At 45.4% G+C, this 21,877-nt stretch carries 18 protein-coding genes; 11 read left to right on the top strand and 7 right to left on the bottom strand.

The window, feature by feature from the left end; all coding sequences use genetic code 11:
* Positions 1–1,237: 1,237 nt before the first annotated feature.
* The 5 genes from bioA (at position 1,238) to bioD (JMX92_RS11905) (ending at position 6,040) form a co-directional block, all read left to right on the top strand.
* Positions 1,238–2,545 (top strand): adenosylmethionine--8-amino-7-oxononanoate transaminase, encoded by a 1,308-nt coding sequence (bioA, locus tag JMX92_RS11925; protein ID WP_201545870.1) that lies wholly within the window; start codon positions 1,238–1,240, stop codon positions 2,543–2,545.
* A complete protein-coding gene (gene bioD / locus JMX92_RS11920) occupies positions 2,542–3,309 on the top strand; it encodes a dethiobiotin synthase (protein ID WP_201545869.1) in 768 nt (255 codons plus the stop codon). The genes bioA and bioD (JMX92_RS11920) overlap by 4 nt, the downstream gene beginning before the upstream one ends.
* A 67-nt stretch (positions 3,310–3,376) precedes the next feature.
* On the top strand, positions 3,377–4,063 hold the full coding sequence (locus JMX92_RS11915; RefSeq protein WP_201545868.1) for a hypothetical protein: 687 nt from the start codon (positions 3,377–3,379) through the stop codon (positions 4,061–4,063).
* 37 nt (positions 4,064–4,100) lie between these two features.
* A complete protein-coding gene (locus JMX92_RS11910) occupies positions 4,101–5,003 on the top strand; it encodes a PhzF family phenazine biosynthesis protein (protein ID WP_265089790.1) in 903 nt (300 codons plus the stop codon).
* 146 nt (positions 5,004–5,149) lie between these two features.
* Positions 5,150–6,040, top strand: coding sequence for a dethiobiotin synthase (bioD, locus tag JMX92_RS11905; RefSeq protein ID WP_201545867.1), 891 nt, complete (start codon positions 5,150–5,152; stop codon positions 6,038–6,040).
* A gap of 118 nt (positions 6,041–6,158) precedes the next feature.
* On the opposite strand, the gene JMX92_RS11900 is transcribed toward bioD (JMX92_RS11905), so the two are convergent.
* Both JMX92_RS11900 and JMX92_RS11895 read right to left on the bottom strand, forming a co-directional pair.
* Positions 6,159–6,902 carry a zinc-dependent peptidase gene (locus JMX92_RS11900; RefSeq protein WP_201545866.1) on the bottom strand — a complete coding sequence of 248 codons (744 nt, stop codon included), beginning with the start codon at positions 6,900–6,902 and terminating at the stop codon, positions 6,159–6,161.
* A gap of 79 nt (positions 6,903–6,981) precedes the next feature.
* Entirely contained in the window at positions 6,982–8,241 is a 1,260-nt protein-coding gene (locus JMX92_RS11895; protein WP_201545865.1) for a DUF819 domain-containing protein, read from the bottom strand.
* A gap of 369 nt (positions 8,242–8,610) precedes the next feature.
* Between JMX92_RS11895 and JMX92_RS11890 the strand changes: the two genes are divergently transcribed.
* The 5 genes from JMX92_RS11890 to JMX92_RS11870 all read left to right on the top strand — a co-directional run bounded on the left by JMX92_RS11890 (position 8,611) and on the right by JMX92_RS11870 (position 14,373).
* The gene (locus tag JMX92_RS11890) at positions 8,611–10,872 is read left to right on the top strand and encodes an ornithine decarboxylase (protein ID WP_201545864.1); all 2,262 of its coding nucleotides are present in this window, start codon (positions 8,611–8,613) and stop codon (positions 10,870–10,872) included.
* A gap of 134 nt (positions 10,873–11,006) precedes the next feature.
* On the top strand, positions 11,007–11,603 hold the full coding sequence (locus JMX92_RS11885) for a hypothetical protein (protein ID WP_011960412.1): 597 nt from the start codon (positions 11,007–11,009) through the stop codon (positions 11,601–11,603).
* A gap of 169 nt (positions 11,604–11,772) precedes the next feature.
* Positions 11,773–12,084 (top strand): Trp family transcriptional regulator, encoded by a 312-nt coding sequence (locus tag JMX92_RS11880; RefSeq protein WP_011960411.1) that lies wholly within the window; start codon positions 11,773–11,775, stop codon positions 12,082–12,084.
* Between the two features lie 124 nt (positions 12,085–12,208).
* Positions 12,209–13,621 (top strand): anthranilate synthase component I family protein, encoded by a 1,413-nt coding sequence (locus tag JMX92_RS11875; RefSeq protein ID WP_201545863.1) that lies wholly within the window; start codon positions 12,209–12,211, stop codon positions 13,619–13,621.
* Between the two features lie 101 nt (positions 13,622–13,722).
* Entirely contained in the window at positions 13,723–14,373 is a 651-nt protein-coding gene (locus JMX92_RS11870; RefSeq protein ID WP_201545862.1) for an anthranilate synthase component II, read from the top strand.
* Positions 14,374–14,472: 99 nt separating this feature from the next.
* On the opposite strand, the gene JMX92_RS11865 is transcribed toward JMX92_RS11870, so the two are convergent.
* The 3 genes from JMX92_RS11865 to JMX92_RS11855 are packed head-to-tail and all read right to left on the bottom strand — an operon-like array spanning position 14,473 to position 16,838.
* Positions 14,473–15,216 carry an amino acid ABC transporter ATP-binding protein gene (locus JMX92_RS11865; protein ID WP_011960408.1) on the bottom strand — a complete coding sequence of 248 codons (744 nt, stop codon included), beginning with the start codon at positions 15,214–15,216 and terminating at the stop codon, positions 14,473–14,475.
* A 42-nt stretch (positions 15,217–15,258) separates the two neighbouring features.
* Entirely contained in the window at positions 15,259–15,942 is a 684-nt protein-coding gene (locus JMX92_RS11860) for an amino acid ABC transporter permease (protein WP_197708937.1), read from the bottom strand.
* A 50-nt stretch (positions 15,943–15,992) separates the two neighbouring features.
* Positions 15,993–16,838: an amino acid ABC transporter substrate-binding protein gene (locus JMX92_RS11855; RefSeq protein ID WP_201545860.1), complete on the bottom strand. Its 846-nt coding sequence runs from the start codon at positions 16,836–16,838 to the stop codon at positions 15,993–15,995.
* A gap of 560 nt (positions 16,839–17,398) precedes the next feature.
* Here JMX92_RS11855 and JMX92_RS11850 point away from each other — a divergent pair.
* A complete protein-coding gene (locus tag JMX92_RS11850; RefSeq protein ID WP_201545859.1) occupies positions 17,399–18,898 on the top strand; it encodes an L-serine ammonia-lyase in 1,500 nt (499 codons plus the stop codon).
* A 92-nt stretch (positions 18,899–18,990) separates the two neighbouring features.
* On the opposite strand, the gene JMX92_RS11845 is transcribed toward JMX92_RS11850, so the two are convergent.
* Both JMX92_RS11845 and JMX92_RS11840 read right to left on the bottom strand, forming a co-directional pair.
* On the bottom strand, positions 18,991–19,704 hold the full coding sequence (locus JMX92_RS11845; RefSeq protein ID WP_201545858.1) for a DsbA family oxidoreductase: 714 nt from the start codon (positions 19,702–19,704) through the stop codon (positions 18,991–18,993).
* Between the two features lie 180 nt (positions 19,705–19,884).
* Entirely contained in the window at positions 19,885–21,435 is a 1,551-nt protein-coding gene (locus tag JMX92_RS11840; protein WP_011960403.1) for a DEAD/DEAH box helicase, read from the bottom strand.
* Positions 21,436–21,877 lie beyond the last annotated feature (442 nt).

The raw sequence follows: 21,877 nt of genomic DNA, 5'->3' as shown, positions 1-21,877 counted from the left end.
AATCATATAATCAGACTAGGATTCAAAAGGGTTTAGGCTATAAATCGCCAAGACAGGTGTGGTTTGATTATTATCGTCAGGCTGCGTAATCAAAATCTCCCAAGTTTATATATACGGGATTGACGGCAGGGGTCAATAAACTTCAGATAGGCTAAAAGTAAGAACGGTATTTATTACTATTGATAGAGTTCTCCACTTTATTTATCAGAAAACCATGCTCCTGTACGTGCACAGAATATAAAAATCAGGGGCATAGTACTGTTCTGTGCAAATTTGGAGGTTGTTAACTTAGTGCTTCAGATTGAAGCATATTGTGAAGAGGGATAAATACTTACTTAGTAGTGAGGGAGGTTTCTGATGACTTAAAACAAAAAGTATTACAGCTTAGTTGGCAATGATATTCGTAACTCTAAGGTAGATCTAAACCAGACTTGCAGACAGCCCAGGTAAGAATATTGTTAGATCATACATGCACTATTAGAAATGATATGAAGTAATAGATACCCAAAAGAGTTATGGCTTTTGATCTCAGCTAGTAGTCAATAGGTAGTGATATCTTTATATACCTAACGTTTCGCAAGAACATTCGTACCAAAGAGCCAGTTGGTTAAGATGCTAACAATTGAATGATGGTGAATTTGGCTGTTATGTGATTATTAGGAATGAGAGACTACTCAAAAGGCTAGCTGTGCATTGTGAAGGTAATAATTATATTAACCATAGTCAGAACAAATTCACTAAAGAGACTAATTTGAATGAACAGTAAAAGTGACTGTATCTACAACACATTTATAAAAGGTTTATGAAATAGATGCAAAGAGGTTGTTAGCGACTTGATCTAATGTACTAAGCTCGATTAGGACTCCGCGTATTAAGCTTTCAGGACATGTCAGTTAGTAATTACGTTAAGAATAATTCCAGCATTTATTTGATGGGCTCTACATATTCTGGTCAAGCAGTTATTAACCAAACTTACCAACAATTTACTATCTAATCATGACTCCATGAACTTATTGTACGGTAGCCTTAGTTTAACATAATATACATTATGCGAAAACAAACCAATCGCTTTTATAAGATTCAAGATGGCTGTCATGACTCACTTTTGGAACAAATTATTGTTATGCAGAAATTGTTATGCAGAATCTATCTCTTAATATGATTCTAAATAATGCTAACATGTTGCGGCTATTTTTTATTTCGCTTTGAGATTTTTAATCATAAGTTTGCCAACGTTATGCACAATAATAATTTTAATATATTTAATCAGCACTTCGATAACTTTGACCAGCGCCATCTGTGGCATCCATACGCAAGTCTGCCGCCATCATATCCTAATGTGGTCATAGATAAAGCTGACGGCGTTTATCTGTATACCAAATCTGGTGAGCAGCTTATCGATGGAATGTCATCTTGGTGGGCAGCCACGCACGGATACAATCATCCGAAATTAAACGCAGCGCTTACAGCTCAGTTGTCTAATATGGCCCACATTATGTTTGGCGGCTTAACCCATCAGCCGGCCATTGATTTGGGCAAAAAATTGCTTTCCATTACGCCTCACGGCCTAGATGCCATTTTTTATGCTGACAGCGGCAGCATTGCTGTCGAAGTTGCCTTAAAGATGGCGCTACAATATCAATTGTCTCAGAATAAGCCTGAGCGCAATCAGATAGCAACCACTCGATCCGGCTATTATGGCGATACCTGGCATGCCATGAGCATCTGTGACCCTATAAATGGGATGCACAGTATCTATGGGAAACAGCTGCCGATACAGCTGTTCACGGACAAGCCAGAAGCCGGTTACGACACTGCATTAACACCCTGTATAAAAGAAAGCTTGTGTACATTTTTTGAACAAAATCAGCATAAAATGGCCGCTTTTATCATTGAGCCTGTGGTACAAGGTGCCGGTGGTATGCGGGTTTACAGCCCTGAATATCTCCAAATTTTGCGTAAACTGTGTGATGAGTATCAGGTGTTATTAATTGCCGATGAGATAGCAACAGGCTTTGGCCGTACTGGCAAGATGTTCGCCTGCCAGCATGCCAATATATCACCTGATATTATGACTGTGGGCAAAGCATTAACTGGCGGTTATATGACCTTTGCGGCGACCTTATGCCAACGTTTTGTAGCAGACAGTATTGCCAATAGTGAGTATTCGGCGTTAATGCACGGGCCGACTTTCATGGGTAATCCCCTCGCCTGCTCTGTATCATTGGCTTCTTTAGAGCTGATTATTGAAGGTGATTATGCCAAACGTTCCCGCCACATTGAGCAGCTGTTACGGCAATATCTAAAACCGTTGGCCACCAATCATGAGGTCGCTGATGTACGCATATTAGGTGCGATTGGCGTCATAGAGCTGTATGACACCGTTGATATGCCGCGGTTTCAAGCACTGCTTATCAAGCACAAAGTCTGGATTAGACCCTTTGGTAAGCTTGTGTATATTATGCCGCCGATAATTATGACCGATGAAGAATTGGCTCTATTATGTGAGCGGCTAACCCAAGTCTTGGCGGAGTATTGGTCATGAGTGTATTTTTTATCAGCGGAATCGATACCGATATTGGTAAGACCTATGCGACAGGCGCTTTAGCGCAAGCACTATTGCAGCAAATGACGCCTAATCACCGCCTAAAGTCGGTTATCACCCAAAAGTTGGTACAAACTGGCTGCCTAGGCATTAGCGAGGATATTATTAGCCATCGAAAAATGATGGACATACCGCTACAACCGGCAGATCATGACGGCTTAACCTGCCCTTATGTATTTACAAAGCCTGCCTCACCGCATCTAGCGGCCTACCTAGAAGATACTTTTATTGACCCCGCTGTGATTACCAAAGCCACTCAGGCGTTAGCGACAAGCTATGATATCGTATTACTAGAAGGTGCTGGCGGACTGATGGTGCCGCTGAGTCAGTCCTTGCTTACCCTAGATTATGTGGCAGCTATGGGCTACCCCGTTATTTTGGTGACCTCAGGACGTCTTGGCAGCATCAGCCATACGTTATTAAGTATTGAAGCATTGTCTCAGCGCCAGATACCGCTACATGCAGTGATCTATAATCAGTGGCAGCCTAATACGTATCTTGCGTCAGCGTATACGCCTGACAATGCTATTAAACAAAATACCCAGACTTATTTACAGCGCTATTTAGAACGCCACCATCCACAGACTTATTGGGTAAACCTACCCCACATAACAGACACAGATTCGGTAGATACTTCCCAAAACACATCGCAGTCGATGGCTAACTATGCTAGCGAACTACTCGATGCGCTACCGACTGTTTGATAATGATCATAAAAATTAGATAACACATTTAAAATATGGTTAACCCAGACATCAAGGATAAAACGCTATGACTCAGCTGCTAAAACCCAATAGACATGCTAAGCGTGTCAAGATTAGCGCTAATCTAGGGATGATATTGACCAGCTGCTTACTTGCCAGCGCCTGTACAGTAGCCTCTGTCCCTGCCGGTAGCTCAGAGCATGAGGCAAATCACTCTGATGTTGGCAATAACGATGCAGTCGCACAAAACAAAGAGACACAGGTCTTGCAGCAGGCCAAGCAGATTAAAGATGACTTAGCTGCGGGTAACTATGAGGCGCTAACCCCTTATATCCATCCTGTTAAAGGTGTGCGCTTTAGTATGTATGCTTATATACATAAAGATGCTGACAAGGTGTTTCGCCGTGAGCAATTCACCACTTACTTACAGCAGTCTCGGGTAAAATTTACTTGGGGCGCCAAAGACGGTACAGGCGACTTATACATCACCACCCTACCTAGCTTTTTAGATCACTGGGTGGCCGCACAACAATATGACTTTAAAGACGCCACATTTAATCAGTTTCAAGGCTCAGGCAATAGCTTGAATAACCTTAAAGAGGTGTATCCCAATGCCGACTTTGTTGAATTTTATCACTCCGGAAAAAACCCTGAGTATCAAGGGATGGACTGGCGTGCTATGCGCCTAGTGTTTGAAGAGTACCAAGGTAAATCCTATCTGGTCGCCATCGTTAACGATCAGTGGACGGTTTAACAAGTATTAAACGGTCTAACAAGTATTAAGAAGTATCATGACCTTGAACTGTGATACCGCACCAAAAAAAGAGAACCCTATGCCATTAGATATACACATAATAGATGCTTTTACAGACACGGTTTTTAAAGGCAATTCAGCAGCAGTTATAATCCTCAACCAGTGGTTAGAAGACTCGGTCATGCAGTCTATAGCCAGTCAGAACAACCTATCAGAAACGGCTTTTTTGGTAAAAAATGAGACCGATTTAGAAGATAAGGCGACGCTTGATTACCATATTCGCTGGTTCTCGCCGCTTAAAGAGATGGACTTTTGTGGTCATGCGACCTTAGCGTCTGCATTTTTATTGTTTGAACAGCATAGTACCGCCACAAGCATTCATTTTTATGCCAAAGCCCTGGGAAGCTTAATCATTCAAAAGACGCCTGAGGGCAAAATTCGTATGAATTTTCCAAATACCTTGCCGTCGCTGATTTACTCTGCCACTCATGAGCTTGCAGCAGATGTAGATCCCGTCATAAATACAGTGTTAGCGCACTTGCCTAACGCGCCTTATAAAATCTATAAAAACCAGCAGGCTTATTTTATTATGTTTGATAATGAAGCGGCGGTTTTAGGGTTTGAACCAGACACCATGTTGATGACACAATTGGCGCCGCTAGGTCTGGTCTTAACTGCCCAAGCGCAATCAAATAAATACAGCAAGTATGATTTTATTTCGCGGTACTTCTCTCAGGCTTTAGGCGGTGCTGAGGACCCGGTAACCGGATCTGTACATACGGCACTGGCACCATTATGGGGCAAACAACTTAGTAAAGATCAGCTGCTCGCCTACCAAGCATCAAGCCGTGGCGGCGAACTGCAATGCGAGCTACAAGGCGATAGAGTGCTGATATCAGGGCATGCTGTACGTTACTTAAGTGGAGTCATTGAGATTTAACAATAAAATAAAGCGAGGTTAAAGCCTTATGGTCAGCTTTACGGTGTGGGCTATTTAACCTACGATACCATGTTAAAGATGAGTTTTTAAGTAAGCTGTTCGGATATAATAACCAAGTACTAAAATATATAACAGAAGCAAAAATCATGAGCGTATTTTTTATTACTGGCGCCGGTCCTCATATTGGCAAAACTTATGCAACCGGCTATCTTGGCAAACAGCTTATGGAACAAGGCGTCAATGTCATCACTCAAAAACTGGTACAAACTGGCTGTGATCGCGACATCGCTACTGACATCATGATTCATCGAAAAATAATGCAAATGCCGTTGCAAATGGTTGATAAAGCATCTGAAAGCTGCCCTTTTGTATTCCCCTTCTCTGCGTCACCGTCTCTGGCCTCACAGTTACAAAATGTCAGTATTCATCCCAGACGACTTGCCGTCGCAACCAAACAACTACAGCTGAAGCACGAATTAGTCTTATTAGAAATTGAGGGCGGCATTATGTCGCCTTTAAATGAATCTATACTGACCATAGATTATATGGCCTCACAGGGCTATCCGGTAATAGTCATCACCTCTGGGCAAGCACAAAGTATTGATTACACCTTGTTGGTGCTTGAGACCTTAGCACGACGTGGTTTGTCGCTACATGCTCTGGTTTATAATCAATGGCACGATGTGGATGTTGAGTTCACCGAGCAGACACTACTTGATGAAAATCAATATCAGCAAGCCTTTGATGAGAATGATACGGGCACCAAGATTGCAAAACACACACGCAGCGTTTTGTGGCATTATTTAACCCAGCATCACCCTGATGCATACTGGGTAGAGATGCCTCAAGTATGCGATTATGGACTTGACCCTATTTACAAACAATGGGGTGAGTTTGAGATAACCTCACAGTCTGATTTGAATGTCACGGTAAACACCCATGCGCTGGTGCAAGCAGGCTCAAGCGTCAGTATAGAAAGCTACGCGAAGGCGATTGCTGATACACTGCTGTATAATGGCCGTGCTTACCGAGAATAGCTATTTATCAATTTATCGATTTATCAAGGATATCGACTTGATAAAACACAACAACCAAAACAGCCCGTCACTAATTAGTGTTATATAGCCACTAAAACATGCCCAAAATGAGCGTTGATTACAACGGCTGTTGCCGAAAAAATGCAACCATTAACTGATAAATATCCGGATAAGCTGCCATCAGATCATTGGGTCTTTCAAAAAACACCTCGCTTAATACCGCAAAAAACTCAGCTGGATTGGTCGCCCCATAATCATCAATGCCAGGCTTAGGGCTGTATTGAAAATCAGCAAACCCCTGCTCCATAACCTTGGTCCATTCAGTAGCATCCATATCTGACTGTATCGGCGGAAAGCCATTAGCCCGACCATTTAGCATATCAAGCTTATGCACAAATTCATGAATAACCACATTGTGCCCATCACGCCGGCCCGCACCCTTAACATCTTCCCATGATAAAATCACCGGACCACGTAGCCATGCCTCACCGCTGCGATGCTGATGTCCTTCATGTACAATCCCCATCTCATCGGTCGTGGTGCTCTTAGTACGATAACTACTCGGATAGACGATAACCGATGACCAGCCTTTATACCACTCAAGCCCTAGATTTAATATAGGCAGGCAGGCTTGTAGTGCAATAGACTGGCGCACAAAGTCCGTTACCTCAAAGCCATTTGCCCCTTGAATATGCTTTTCATGCAAAAACAAAGTGGCCAAATCAAACAGTTTTAATCGCTGAGCCTCAGATAGGTTATCTAAGACAGCAATCTTGCCCGCCACTTGGCGCCAATCATCCTCACTAAAGCGACTATCCTCTAATATACGCTGTTCTCGCCAGTCTTTTATCAGGTTGAACATGAATAACCTCCTATGGCAGGGCGGACACCAATTGCCCTAGATATATCCTATCTTACTGTCTTATTGTCCTACTATCGCTCTACCCCACAACCAAACGCATAAGCTGTGTACTAACATAACCGCCAATAGTGCCCACCGCATAGCCCAATATTCCCAAGAAGCCCCCCACAGGCGCAAGTGATGGATGAAAGGCCGTGGCCACAATGGGGGCTGAAGAGGCGCCGCCAGTGTTGGCATTCGAGCCCACGGCTAAGAAGAAGAAAGGCGCCCGGATAAGCCTTGCCACGATAAAGACAATCACCACATGGATACACATCCATAATAGACCAATAAGTAGCAGGCGCCACTGAGAGACGAGGCCATTTAGGTTGATTTGCATGCCAATGGCAGCAATCAGAATAAAGATAAACACTGTGCCCATTTTTGAGGCGCCAATATGGTCTAAGCGGCGCACCTTCGTAAAGGAGAAACCCACACCAATTAAGGTAATGATAACCACCATCCAAAAGAACGAGCTGGCAAAGCTGTATTGCACCGCCCAAGTATACGGCGAGAAGAAGCCAGCGATCTGTGCGCCCAAGAAGTGCGCCAAACCCACCATAGCAAAGCACAGACCAAACATTACCATCAAGTCATTTAAGCTGCCGGGGCGCGCGTTATCACGCTCATAGCTCTCAACCGCTGCCACCACTTTCTCAATACTGCCGGTATCTGCACGCAAAAACTTATCAATTTTCTCGCTGTGTTTGGCCATCACCAAGATAGCCAATAGCCATAAAGAGGCATTGGTGGTATCAACCAATATCATCATGCCAAACAAGTCATCACTGACCCCAAACAGCTCCTTCATGGCCGCTTGATTGGCCGCACCACCAATCCAACTGCCGGCCACTGCCGAAAACCCCCGCCATAAAGTGTCATCCATAAACATCTCAGGAGAGATCCATTTGGCAATGCCTAAGCTTATCGGCCCACTGATGATAATGGCAAAGCTTGCTGCAAAGAACATGGCAATGGCTTTCCAGCCCAATCCCAAAATCTTAGGCACATCCATCGACAGTGTCATCAGCAGTAAGCTGGCAGGCAATAAATAAGTGGCGGTAAAGTTATATATCTGCGAGCCAATACCTTCTGCAAACACCCCTAAGCTATTTAAAGTAGCAGGAATAAAGCAGCACAGTACGATGCCGGGTAATACCGCATAAAACCTGCGCCAGAATTTGCCCGGTAGGCCTTGGGTATAAAAAACCAAGCCAATAATGGCCATGATGATGCCAAAAGCTAATGGCAAGCTTTCAATGGCCGTGACTGAGGCAAGTAGATGAGATAAATCAGGCATTGGCTAACTCCGGTCAGGATAGCAAAATAAAATGGACTGCTAAAAAGCAACGTTTATTGCAAAAAAACACGTCAGTATAAAGAAGCCCTATTTTTGCTGCAACACAATCGTAATAAAGCTTAATATGGCCTGCCAGCACAATACCGCCTGCCGCTATAAGCATAATAAAGCCCGCCGTCAACCTAAACGAATGGCGCACAGGTTATCAAAGGCAAACACAAAGCAATGAATGAGTCAGATAATTAGCGTAAAATGACGGACAAATTTGCTAAATGAAAGCATCTTGGGAATAATACGCACCCTTGCTGCTTAATAGTAGCCTATCTTAGATATCAGCATACCCGCTTATAAAGAATTAAGGAAAGTATAATGAAAATAGCCGTCAGCGATGGCATCGAATACGCGCTCAATTGTAACTACCGTTTGACGGAAGTTGAAGCCACTGATTTTACCAATATTGCCGTCATTGTGGTGACTATGGAAGATCTGCCCAAGGCACATGCTGAAATTGAAGATTTGGGCTTTAGTATTCCTATCTTTGTGGCCATCAAATATGGCGATAGCGTTCCTGATGAATGGCTGCCTCACGTATACGGCGTGCTAGAGCTGGCTGATGATCAAAAATACTATAACGGCCAGTTGGTCAATGCCGCAGCGGCGCACTATATAGACACCCTAGATCCTCCGTTTTTTCAAGCGTTACGTGAATATACCGATTATGGTAATGCCGCCTTTGATTGCCCAGGTCATCAAGGTGGTCAGTTTTTTCGCCGCCATCCCTCAGGTCGCCGCTTCTTTTTATACTTCGGTGAGACCCTATTTCGTGCTGACTCCTGTAATGCGGATGTGGGCTTAGGCGATTTATTGATTCATGAAGGCCCTGCTTTTCAAGCGCAGGCCCATGCCGCCAAAGTGTTTAACGCCGACAAAACCTATTTTGTATTAAACGGTACGTCTTCTTCGAACAAAATCGCCATTGGTGCCCTTGTGGCGCATGATGATCTGGTACTCTTTGATCGCAATAACCACAAGTCTGTGTATCAAAGTGCACTGTCTATGAGTGGCGGTACGGCGGTATACCTTGAGACTGACCGTAATGCCTACGGCCTTATAGGAGGCATTGCCTCACACTGCTTTGATGAGGCGGAGATTCGTGAGCGCATTCGTGAGGTATCTCCAGAACGTGCTGATGCAAAGCGCCCTTTTCGTCTGGCCGTGATCCAGCTGGGTACCTATGACGGTACCATTTATAATGCTCGCCAAGTGGTGGATAAGATTGGTCATTTATGTGACTACATCTTGTTCGATAGCGCTTGGGTTGGCTATGAGCAGTTCATCCCTATGATGCAAGATTGCTCACCGCTATTATTAGAGCTGACACCTGATGACCCGGGTATTATTGTGACTCAGTCAGTGCACAAGCAGCAAGCCGGCTTCTCACAAGCCTCCCAAATCCACAAAAAAGACAATCACATCAGTGGGCAGGCGCGTTATGTCAACCACAAGCGTTTTAACAATGCGTTTATGATGCATGTGTCGACCAGCCCTTTTTATCCGCTGTTTGCCTCTTTGGATGTTAACGCTAAGATGCACGAGGGCAAAGCGGGTCAGCGTATGTGGCATGAGTGTGTCATTGGGGGGATTGAAGCGCGCAAAATGCTGCTCGATACCTGCACTTTAATTAAGCCATTTGTGCCGCCAACCATTGATGGCAAGCTGTGGCAAGATTACGATACTGAGCAAATTGCCAATGACATTCGCTTCTTTGAATTTAAAGAAGGTGAGCGCTGGCATGACTTCGAGCAATATGCCGACAAGCAGTACTTTATTGACCCTTGTAAGCTGCTATTGACCACCCCTGGCATCAATATGGATACAGGTGAATATGAAGCAACTGGTGTGCCCGCCCCGCTGCTGGCGCATTATCTGCGTGAAAGCTCGGTCATTCCAGAAAAAGCGGATTTAAACTCCATTCTTTTTTTGCTAACCCCTGCCGAGACGCTGGCCAAGTTCCAGCATTTGGTGGCGCGTATTGTACGCTTTGAGGCGCACATTAAGTCTAACAGTCCGGTGAGCGAGGTGCTGCCCTCTCTGGCCAAAGCTTACCCACAATATCGAAGCTTAGGTATCAATGAGCTGTGTCAGCGTCTGCATGATTTTTATGCCAAGCACAAGCTGAACCAGTTACAGCAGCAAATGTTTAAGCGTGAGCACCGTCCTAAGTTTGCGATGCGTGCTTTTGATGCGCACAATGCCTTTATTCGCAATGACATTGAGCTGGTGCCTTTGGCGCATATTGAAGGCCGTATTGCGATGGAAGGTGCCCTGCCTTATCCGCCTGGCGTCTATTGTATCGTGCCTGGTGAAGTTTGGGGCGGCGCAGTGCTGGATTATTTCTTAGCATTAGAAGAAGGGGTTAATTCCTTGCCAGGCTTTGAGCCGGAGGTTCAAGGCGTGTACTGGGAGTATAATGAAGAAGGCCGCAAGCAGGCATGGGCTTATGTGCTAAAAGATGACTCTATCCCTGCCGAGCCACTACCTTACAAAGCGTCTAGCGAGATTGAGCCTTATCACGACTCAGCCTCTTTTGAAGACAAACAAGAGGCGTTGACGCCTTTTGGTCATATTTAGTCTAAATGCGTTGTCTTAAAATGTGTTGTTTTAAATAGCATCAATTGACCTTTGGCTTGTGGCATTAGGCGATACCTGTTATAAATTCACTAACAAAGGTCATATTTTATCTTTTTCGTCACTGAGACTTATCCATGAATCGTTCCAAAGTTTTGCAGTATGTTAGCTACTCCGCCCTACTTTTAGCCCTAAGTGGCTGTGCTTCTACCCCAGACACAGCCGCTAAACGTCCGGTGACCAGCACACCGAGCTCAAGCAAACCTGTGGTAAAAAATGATGCCCCCATCCCTTTTACTGCTAATGAGATCAAAGACATCAGCGCCGCGTTTCATCCCGGCAGCTGTGACTTGAGCAAGCTTAAGCAGCAAAGTGAAAAATATGACCTAGACGATACCTGGGTGAATTTGTATGAGCGCACACCGCAGCCTTTATCCGCTTTAGATGATCAGACCAGCTGTTTTTTGGCGCAAAGCAATGAGCTGTACGCGTATAGCGACGATTTTTATGATGAATCTCCAGAGAGCTTAAATCAAAGCTGGTTTAAAGGAAACATCCCCAATGATGCCAAAATAACCACCATGCGCTACCTAACCCCAAAAGCGCTGTTGGCTCAGTGTGACCCAGATTTGGGCCGCCCTGTGATTATTGATTATGAAAAAGATGCCAAAGGTCATATCAGCCGCACCATCTTAATCAATGAAGATTTTGATCCCAGTTGCCTAAACAAATAAGGCTAAGCGTTAATAAGACTCAACGTAAAGTTACTGCGGTAGACTGCGTTAGTTCACCACAAAAAAAGCAGCCTGTGTCAGGCTGCTTTTTTTGTGCCATAAAATTGAGGGTTTACATTAATGTACTACTGTACTAGAATACTGAAACATAGTTTTAACGGACAGTATTATGACCACCCCAAACCCCGCTTATAAAAGCCTACTTGGCCATTTGGCACATCTGACCTGCGACAAAGAGATTGATGCAGTATTGTCAGCGCTTTTAACTGATAAAGAGCAGCAAGATATTGCCAATCGTGTGCGTATCTTTGATTTGTTACAGCAAGGGGTGACCCAGCGCGTTATCTCTCAGCAACTGGGCGTGGGGATTGCCACAGTATCGCGCGGTGCCAGAGCGCTACAGCAACAAGATGCGACAGCCATTGATAAGCTTTTGGCCACTCATCGTCAGCAAGAGGCGGCCAATAGTAAGATAGAATAAATCTATCTTATTGTCTTTATACCAAATTGTCTTCATATCAAGTTATCTTAACACACATGACCTTTTATCCTCATTTTTACTGCATATTTACTGATTACACCCTTGTCTTTTTTGGAATTTATTTATGAGTACAGCCACCGTAAAGCAGCCTGATCCCATTGCCATACCCAGTAAGCCGGTTCGTATTAAACTGACCCAGGACATTGATTTTTTTGAGTTATTTAAGCGCATTGAAGCGCAGTTTGATACCTGCTATCTGCTTGAGTCATTGGGCGCAGAAGGTCATATGTCTCGTCATCATGCCATTGGCTTCTCGCCGGCCATGACAATCGCCGCACCCGATCGCCAAACCTTACGCATTACTGACAATCACAGCGGTGAGGTAACCGACTATCCCACCGACAATCCTTACCAGCTGCTGCGCAGCATCACCCCTCAGCATGTGATTGCTCGTGATCAAACCGGTGGACTGGTGGGGTATCTTGGGTATGACAGCGTCAATTTTTTTGAGCCTAGCCTCAATGCCAAAGCCAGCGAGCATTTCGAAGCCTTCAAATTTGGCGTCTACCTAGATGGCCTAACCCTCGATAAAATGACCGGTGAGATCTTCTATTTTTATTACCCCACTCATCAGCAGCAAAACCGCATCGATACCGTAAAACAGCTTCTAAGCTCACCTGTACCCAGCTATAGCACACCTACCGTTGAATTCTTAGGCGATGGCATGAGTCGTGAGCAGCATGCCCAAGCGGTAATGCAGGTCAAAGAGGACATCATCTCAGGGCGTATTTTTCAGTGTGAAGTCGGCTTTAAGTCCAAATATAAGATTAGCGGTGATCACGTCCCTATTTATGAAAAGCTGCGTGAGGTAAACCCCTCACCGCACATGTACTTTATGAAATTCGGTACCCAGCGCATTATTGGTGCCTCACCTGAGCTGTTGTTCCGCCTGCGTCAAGGTGAGATGGAGACTTATCCGCTGGCAGGTACAGCCAGACGCGGCAAAGATGAGGTTGAAGACCGTCAATTGGCACGCGCCTTGCTAAACGATGCCAAAGAGATTGCTGAGCACAATATGCTCGTTGACTTGCACCGTAATGATATTGGCCGAGTCGCCCGCTTTGGTACGGTCAAAGTACGCAGCCTAATGGACATTAAGCGCTACTCTCACGTGCAGCACATCTCATCAGAGATTGTCGGCGTATTGCACCCTGATGAGGACATGTTCAGCGCACTTGCCAGCAACTTCCCAGCCGGCACCTTATCTGGCGCCCCAAAAATTGAAGCCATTAAGATTATTAATGAGCTAGAGCCCGATGGCCGCGGTGCTTATGGCGGAGCGCTGGGTTCATTTAACTTCAATGGCGACTGTATTTTTGCCATTCCCATTCGCAGTCTGTTTATCAATGGTGAGTCCGCTTATGCACAAACTTGTGGCGGCAATGTCTATGATTCAAACCCACAAGATGAGTATCTAGAGATTCAGCGCAAATTATCGGCGATGAAGGTGGTGCTAGACAGTTTTATTCATAGCTAAAGCTATCTTTGGCATAGATCTGTCTTTAGCATAGGCAGACGCCCTATCGAGCCTATACTTATATCAAAAAAATAGCTAAAAACTATCCTCAAGGATTACCGATGAATGTATTAATCATAGACAACTACGACTCATTTACTTTTAATTTGTATCAATATGTGGGCGAGATACTACACACGCAGCCAGACCAAGCGGTGGCTCCTCAAGTGACTGTTAAGCGCAATAATGAGATCAGCTTAGCCGACATTAAGGCGGCCAATTATGACCGCATCATCATCTCTCCTGGTCCTGGCTCACCGGATGATCCGGCATACTTTGGGGTATGTTCTGAGGTCATCCGCGAGCTTGGGCCGACGATACCGCTATTGGGAGTGTGTTTAGGGATGCAAGGCATCGCACACGTGTTCGGCGGTGATGTGGTGCGCGCCGGCGTGCCGATGCATGGTAAGACCTCACCCATTCGCCATGATGAGCAAGGGGTGTATCAAGGGCTGCCACAAGACATTGAGATTATGCGTTATCACTCATTGATGGTCAAAGCAGATACCTTGCCTGAGTGCTTAACGGTCACCTCTGTGGTATCCAATGAAGCCTATGCCGGTCAAGACTTAATGAGCCATGTCAAAAATGGTGAGGAGATTATGGGCATTCGCCACAAAACATATCCCATCCAAGGGGTGCAGTTTCATCCTGAGTCGTTTGCCACTGAGGGCGCCAAGCGCTTGCTGTCAAACTTTTTGTTGCAGGTATAACCCACTTTTTATCACCTTATCACCGCTCATCAATCGGTCATAAAAGAGCCCAGCTGCATGCAGCTGGGCTCCTTTATTATTGGGCATGTAATCATTAAATTAAGACGCAATACGCTGTAAAAAGGCACGCGTCCGCGGATGCTGGGAGTGTTCGAACAATTGCTCTGGTGGACCGACTTCGACCACATAACCATCTTCCATTAGCATCACCACATCGGCCACATGACGCGCAAAGTTAATCTCGTGCGTGACCACCACCATGGTCCAGCCCTCAGAGGCCAGTTGCTGCATGGTTTTTAGTACCTCTTGTACCAGCTCTGGGTCAAGTGCTGAGGTGGGCTCATCGAACAATAACAAATCAGGCTCAATGGCCAGCGCCCGAGCAATACCTACCCGCTGCTGTTGACCCCCTGATAGCTGAAATGGGTATAAATCCACCTTGTCTGATAGCCCCACTTTTTCAAGCAGCTGTAAGGCTTTGGCTCGAGTTTCTGCCTTATTTTTGCCTTGCGCCACCACAGGGCCAAGCATCAGGTTTTCTATGGCCGTCTTATGCGGAAATAAATTATAAGACTGAAACACCATGCCGGACTTTTGTTGTAACTTGCGCATCACAGCCTTTGAGGGCTTAGCGCCAAAGTCGACCTTTAAGCTGCCATCATCAAACTCAATAACCCCCTGCTCAGGCACTTCAAGAGCATTGAGACAACGTAAAAAAGTAGTTTTACCTGAGCCCGACGGCCCCAGTATCACCACCACGCTGCCCTTTTTGATATCCAAATCAATGCCCTTGAGCACCTCATTGTCGCCAAAGGCTTTTTGAATATTAGTTATTTTTATCATAGCGGTTTCCTAATGAGTGCTGCTGGCCTTATCCTGACCAAACTATTTGGCCACGTAGCGATCCAAACGGGTCTCGAGTCGACCTTGCACGGCGCTCAAAGCCAGACAGATGACCCAATATATTAAAGCCGCCTCAGTATAGACCAGCATAAATTCATAGTTTCGCGCAGTAATAATTTGAGCCTGCTTAAACATCTCAGTGACTAAGATAAGTGAGGCAAGAGAGGTGTCTTTTACAAGGCTAATAAAGGTGTTCGACAAGGGTGGTACAGACACTCGCAGTGCTTGCGGCAAGATGACATGGCGAAAGCTTTGCAAATAAGTCAGACCCACGGTAGCGCCCGCTTCCCACTGCCCCTTAGGAATAGATAAGATAGAGGCACGTACAGTCTCTGATGCATAAGCACCAATATTGAGCGAGAAGGCAATAATTGCTGCCGGGAAAGGCTCAAGCATGACCCCCACGCTTGGCAGACCATAAAATATAATAAAAAGCTGCACCAGCATTGGCGTACCACGTATGGCCGACACATAAATACGTGCCAGCCTATACGCAATCTTATGCCAAAGTGCCTGACGTGGCACCACTCGAATCAGCGCCACCACCAAGGCGATGGCCATACCAATAATAAATGAGGCAATGGCCAACGGAATGGAATAGTAAATGGCGCCTTTTAGCATCGGCCAAAACGACTGGATAACGATATCAGCCCGCGCTGGTGACATAAATGGCAGCATGGCGAGCAGACTTTGTAGTGCGTTTAGCAGCGAAGAGATCATTTTTTGCTGATATCCTCACCGAAAAACTGCTCGCTTAATCGGGTTAATGTGCCATCTTTATGTAGCTCATCCATCGCTTCGTTGATTTTTGCCAGTGCCGCATCATCTCCTTTTAGCATCACCAAGCCTGAGCCGGTCATTTCCTCAGCAGGGGCTTTTAGCTTGATTTCAAGTGAGCTGTCTGGGAATTTTTTTAGATAATCAAGCACGGCTAGATTGTCATTTAAAGTAAAATCAGCACGGCCTTGTTTGACCAACTCCACCGCTTGGGCCATACCATCTACAGGCACCACTTCGGCTTCATATTTTTTGGCCAACTCGCCATAGTTGCTGCTTAGTGACTGCGCTGATTTTAAGCCTTTTAAAGACTCCCAAGAGTTAAAGCGGCTGTCTGATTTTGGGGCAAGTACCACAGCGCCTGACCAGCTATAAGCTTCTGCTTTGTCATACTTGGCTTGACGCTCAGGGGTGGTAAGACTCACTTGGTTGGCCACCATATCAAAGCGTTTGGCATCTAGGCCGGCAAGCATCGCATCCCACTGGGTCTCTTTAAACTCAACTTTTACACCAAGCTTATCTGCCACAGCACGGGTGACTTCCACATCATAGCCGGTCAGTTTGTTTTGCTCATCATGATAGGTATATGGAGGGTATGTGCCCTCAGTCCCTACGTTGATGGTGCCACCACTGTTGATGCGGCTTAATAAGTCAGAGTCTGTGCCTGTAGATTGTGTCGCCTCTGCCTCTTTGGTGCTATCGGTTGAGGGGGTTTGGTTACAAGCGGCCAATAAGATGGCGCCGGTTGCCATTACGGTTAGATTTCTTAATCCACGATAAGACATAGCAATTCCTTGAATAAATAAAATAAAAAAACATCAGTAAAAAATATAATCTGGATTGAACCCGTTGCAAGATATCCAAACCAAGCAAGGTATTCCATCCAAAATAAGTGACCACTTTAACCATCTTGCAGGAGTAGCCCTTGATGGGTACAGCTATAAATTATTCAATGATAACCCTAATTCCGATTTTGCATTTATATATTACTTTTTATGCTAGCGCTTTTTATGATAGACGATGCATATAAATCAGATGCATACAGAGCAAAGCAAAGGGCACTGACCTGCCATTCTAACAAAATTATCTGCCAAAACTGCACTCTCCTTACTATTGGCACACCAAATTGTTTGTAAATGCCACGCTTATCTCAAAGTCGCCTCCCAAAAATACTCACAAGTTCACTGATAACTTGCCTGCCTGTGCTCTAAAATAGCCACTTTTGAGAAAACTGCATATTATTTATAGCCAATTGGTTATAATAGGTCTAACTATTTGTATAGATAATTTTATACTTAATGTTTTAGATGATTTTTTAAATAAAAGAACAATGGACTACTTATAAATGATCAGCTTATTTGATATGTTTAAAATTGGGATTGGCCCCTCAAGCTCCCATACCATGGGGCCTATGGTCGCAGCTGGCATGTTTATCGATGAATTAAAACAGCAATTTAGATTGCAAGACATCGTGCGCCTACAAGTGGATCTCTATGGCTCACTGGCTTCGACCGGTAAGGGGCACGCCACAGATACTGCCTGTATCTTAGGCCTGCTGGGGTTTAAGGCCAACAAAATCGACACCACCAAAGTGAGCGAGTATTTAGCGCCCGTACTACAGCAGCACACGCTGAATCTAAATGGTGAGCACACCCTAAGCTTTGATTACGATCATGACATCATTTGGCATCCGCGCAACAGCTTGCCGCATCATCCCAATGGCCTGAGCTTTACTGCGTATCATAACAGCAGTGAGCAGCTGTCTAAGACTTACTACTCTATCGGGGGCGGCTTTGTGGCCACTGAAGAGGAGTTTGATACTCCCGCTAAGGCGCAGGCAGGTGAGACGGAAGCTGAAGCTGCCCATGCCGCTGACAACGTGGCCATTACCAGTGACCGCTCAGTACCCTATCCTTTTGGCAATGGCAATGAGCTACTAGAGCAGTGTGCTAAGCACAATCTTAGTATCAGTCAGGTCATGATGGCCAATGAGCTGTCTATCCGTGATAAAGACACCATCTATGCTTACTTAGATGAGGTCTGGGAAGTCATGCAGCAGTGCGTCAGAAACGGCTGTAAAGGAGAGGGTATCTTGCCGGGCGGGTTAAAAGTAAAGCGCCGAGCCAAAGACATGTACCGTCAGCTGTTAAATGAGATTGAAAGTCCCAAAAAAGCCAGTGATAAGCTCATGGCCATGGACTGGGTAGATCTTTTTGCTCTCGCGGTCAATGAAGAAAATGCCAATGGCGGGCGTGTGGTCACTGCCCCCACCAATGGTGCAGCTGGTATTATCCCTGCTGTATTACATTATTACCGCGACTTTTTACCCAGCTACAGCCAGCAAGGGGTGCGTGAGTTTTTGTTGACGGCCGCCGCTATCGGTACCATTATCAAGCAAAACGCCTCAATCTCCGGTGCTGAGGTGGGCTGTCAAGGTGAAGTGGGCTCAGCCTGCTCTATGGCGGCAGCCGGTCTGGCCCATGTGATGAATCTATCCCCTGAGCAGTGTGCCAACGCCGCTGAGATTGGCATTGAGCATAATTTAGGCCTAACTTGCGACCCTATTGGCGGGCTGGTGCAAGTGCCTTGTATTGAACGCAATGCGATGGGTGCGGTTAAGGCCATTAACGCGGCAAGATTGGCCAGCCGCGGTGACGGCAAGCATCATGTGTCGCTAGATAAGGCCATTGCTACCATGAAAGCTACTGGCGCTGATATGATGGATAAATATAAAGAGACGGCCATGGGCGGGCTAGCGGTGCACGCTTACAACCCCCAAGACAGCAGCGTTGATGATTCACGCATTGAGATGGTCGAGGTCGGTGTGGGTTATCCGCAGTGCTAGGTCATTAGTGCTGGCTTATTATTTTAGCTAAAAAAGACCCGCCTTATTTAATAGGCGGGTCTTTTTATGAGCCACTACTTATGGTTTACTCATCACTCATCGGTTATCTGACAGCCATCAATACCGCAGCTTGTAGTATCAGCTTGGCTGTCCGCTAACTGCTCTTGATGAATCTGTCTGAGCGCCTGCTCAAAGTCTGCTTGTGCCATCGCGCCTGGAATCGCATATTTATCATTAATCACAAAATACGGCACACCGCGTACCCCTAATTGCATTGCCTGTTGTTGGTCAATAGCGACTTCATCTTTATACTCATCGCTATCAAGCAGTGCATTCACATCAATATCTAAACCAATGTCACTGGCAATTGAGGCTAATACCTGACGATTGGCCAACTCTTTCTTATCAATAAAAAAAGCTTTATAGATCGCCTTTTTAAAGCGGTCCGCCAATTCAGGTTTGTTTTGTTGTACATATTTGGTCAGTCTGTGCGCATCCATCGTATTGGTAAATAAGGTATCGGTGTAATCGAAGTCTAACCCCTCTTCTCTTGCAGTCTGAGAGATATTTGCAATCTGCTGGCGAGCTTGCTCATCGCTGATACCATATTTGTGCGCCAAGCGTTCTAAAGTTGAAGCAGTCGCCTTTAGTGGTGCATTGGGATCTAATTGAAATGCTTTGAGTTCTATATCTACATTGGTAGTGAGTTCATTTTGCGTCTGTAACTGAGCGATGGCTTTATCCAGTCGTACTTCACCAATGTAGCAATATGGGCATGCATAGTCCGACCAATAACTAATTTTCATAATAAATTCCTGTGTATAAAATCTTAACGTCTTATATAAGGGTAACGAGCCGCCATTTAAACAACAGCTGCTATGAATAACATTCAGGCATAAAAAAAGACCAACTCGTTAAAGTTGGTCTTTTTTATTGGCAGTTAATGAGAGTGAACCCATTAACTAGCCATTTAATCAGCTATTTAATTAGCCATTGCTGCTACGGCGGGCTGGACGGCCTTCACCTGAGCGAGCTGGTCCACTGCGGCGTTGGCCACCTGGTTTGCCAGCGCTTGCACCGGTAGGCTTACCACCGAAGCGGCGACCGGCAGGTTTGCCACTAGGACGACCAGCGCCTGCGCCACGTTTCTCACCGCTGGCATTGTCAGCAGACTTACCACGGTAGCCGCCGCCACCATTACCACCACGACGGTTACCCGCGCCTGGGCCACCACGGCGATTGCCACCACGACCACGTTTGGCTGCTGTGCCGACGTGCATGTCTTTGGTGTTTTTCTTAGGCTCCATACCCTCGATTTCTTCAACCGACATGGTACGTTTTAGATAACGGTTAATGGCATCAAGCTGTGCACGGTCATCAATGCTACAGATGTTGATAGCGATACCGGTACGGCCGGCACGACCACTACGACCGATGCGATGCACGTAGTCTTCTGTTTGACGTGGTAAGTCGTAGTTGAATACGTGGGTAATACCACTAACATCGATACCACGGGCAGCGACATCAGTTGCCACTAGGATGGTAATTTTACCTGCTTTTACATCATTAATGATGCGGCTACGTTTGGCCTGTGGTAAGTCACCATGTAGGAAGCTGGCTTTATGGCCTTGCTCTTTTAAGCTCTTAGCCAATGTCTCACAGCTGCGCTTGGTGGCAGCAAAGATGATCGCTTGGTTCACATCTTTTTGAGTTAATAGGTTATCTAAGATACGGTTTTTATGATTAAAATCATCAGCGTAATATACCGACTCATCAATGTGCTTGGTCTCAGCTTTGATATCGATACGTTCAGGGTTGTTGGTGAAGCTGGCGGCAATTTTGCCTACCGGACCATCCCAAGTGGCTGAACACATAATGGTTTGACGATTTTTTGGTGCCGCTTTCATGACTTTTTCGATGTCTTCAGCAAAACCCATGTCAAGCATGCGATCGGCTTCATCAAGAATTAGAATATCTAATTCAGATAAATCGATACGGCCTGAATTCATGTGATCGATAAAGCGTCCTGGTGTGGCGATAATCACTTGAACGCCTTTATTTAGCGCACGAATCTGACCACCGTAAGGGGCGCCGCCCACAAGAGGCACACTGAAGATATTGCGGGTTTTTGAGCTGTATTGACGTACGCTATCACTTACTTGGTTAGCAAGCTCACGTGTTGGGGTCAAAATTACGGTATGTACCACTTTATTGGTGGCTTTATCACGAATGATTTTATCCAGCATAGGCAGTACGAAAGCGGCTGTCTTACCACTACCGGTTTGGGCAGATAGCAATAAATCACGGCCGGCTAGTGCTGGCGGGATAGACAGGGCTTGAATAGGGGTTGGGTGCTTGTAACCGCTTGAAGTTAATGCTTCAAGTAGCTCTGGCGCCAATTCTAGGTCAACAAAGGTCACTTTATCTTCAGTGTCTACTTCGCTGTTAGGATGGGTCTTATCGTTTAAATCTTGAGTGGTGGTGATACCATCTACTTCGTTTGCGGCATTGTCTAAAAGAGTGTCTAAGTTTGACATAAATGTGTGTCCATTTAAATACTGCCACTGAGTATCCTGCCAATGCTGAGGGCAAGTAGTGAAACAGTTAAAGTTATAAGGCACAACACAGATAAGCGTTAGTTAAGCTGTACATCCTATGTACAAGTTAGCAACGTATTTTGGTGGTTGTTACCGTGAGGTCGTTAGCAGCAAGAGACATAATTATCTTTTGTTAGGCTAACAGCAAAATCATCGGCAACAATTTTAAAAGGTGTCTTCTCCAGACGACAATTGCGGGCGATGTTATCAATCAGCAAGCGCAGAGTATAACACAACTAATTTAAATAGGTGGACTAATACCAAACCCAAAATATATAGTATAGTCTACTGATGACCATACCAATACATAACCTAGAAGACCATGACTTTGGCAAACACTCAAAGACTGAGCGCAATCCCAGAGCCTGACTACGCCTGCTCA

It is taken from the genome of Psychrobacter sp. H7-1 (genome assembly GCF_904846585.1).
Taxonomy (GTDB): domain Bacteria; phylum Pseudomonadota; class Gammaproteobacteria; order Pseudomonadales; family Moraxellaceae; genus Psychrobacter; species Psychrobacter raelei.
This window is presented reverse-complemented; position numbering and strand designations above follow the sequence as displayed.

Coding starts and splice junctions, on each gene's coding strand:
- JMX92_RS11870 (WP_201545862.1), top strand. CDS start 13,723: ATGAATGTATTAATCATAGACAACTACGACTCATTTACTTTTAATTTG.
- JMX92_RS11855 (WP_201545860.1), bottom strand. CDS start 16,838: ATGTCTTATCGTGGATTAAGAAATCTAACCGTAATGGCAACCGGCGCC.
- JMX92_RS11885 (WP_011960412.1), top strand. CDS start 11,007: ATGAATCGTTCCAAAGTTTTGCAGTATGTTAGCTACTCCGCCCTACTT.
- JMX92_RS11860 (WP_197708937.1), bottom strand. CDS start 15,942: ATGTCACCAGCGCGGGCTGATATCGTTATCCAGTCGTTTTGGCCGATG.
- JMX92_RS11865 (WP_011960408.1), bottom strand. CDS start 15,216: ATGATAAAAATAACTAATATTCAAAAAGCCTTTGGCGACAATGAGGTG.
- JMX92_RS11875 (WP_201545863.1), top strand. CDS start 12,209: ATGAGTACAGCCACCGTAAAGCAGCCTGATCCCATTGCCATACCCAGT.
- JMX92_RS11880 (WP_011960411.1), top strand. CDS start 11,773: ATGACCACCCCAAACCCCGCTTATAAAAGCCTACTTGGCCATTTGGCA.
- JMX92_RS11840 (WP_011960403.1), bottom strand. CDS start 21,435: ATGTCAAACTTAGACACTCTTTTAGACAATGCCGCAAACGAAGTAGAT.
- JMX92_RS11890 (WP_201545864.1), top strand. CDS start 8,611: ATGAAAATAGCCGTCAGCGATGGCATCGAATACGCGCTCAATTGTAAC.
- bioA (WP_201545870.1), top strand. CDS start 1,238: ATGCACAATAATAATTTTAATATATTTAATCAGCACTTCGATAACTTT.
- JMX92_RS11895 (WP_201545865.1), bottom strand. CDS start 8,241: ATGCCTGATTTATCTCATCTACTTGCCTCAGTCACGGCCATTGAAAGC.
- JMX92_RS11910 (WP_265089790.1), top strand. CDS start 4,101: ATGACCTTGAACTGTGATACCGCACCAAAAAAAGAGAACCCTATGCCA.
- JMX92_RS11850 (WP_201545859.1), top strand. CDS start 17,399: ATGATCAGCTTATTTGATATGTTTAAAATTGGGATTGGCCCCTCAAGC.
- JMX92_RS11845 (WP_201545858.1), bottom strand. CDS start 19,704: ATGAAAATTAGTTATTGGTCGGACTATGCATGCCCATATTGCTACATT.
- bioD (WP_201545867.1), top strand. CDS start 5,150: ATGAGCGTATTTTTTATTACTGGCGCCGGTCCTCATATTGGCAAAACT.
- JMX92_RS11900 (WP_201545866.1), bottom strand. CDS start 6,902: ATGTTCAACCTGATAAAAGACTGGCGAGAACAGCGTATATTAGAGGAT.
- JMX92_RS11915 (WP_201545868.1), top strand. CDS start 3,377: ATGACTCAGCTGCTAAAACCCAATAGACATGCTAAGCGTGTCAAGATT.
- bioD (WP_201545869.1), top strand. CDS start 2,542: ATGAGTGTATTTTTTATCAGCGGAATCGATACCGATATTGGTAAGACC.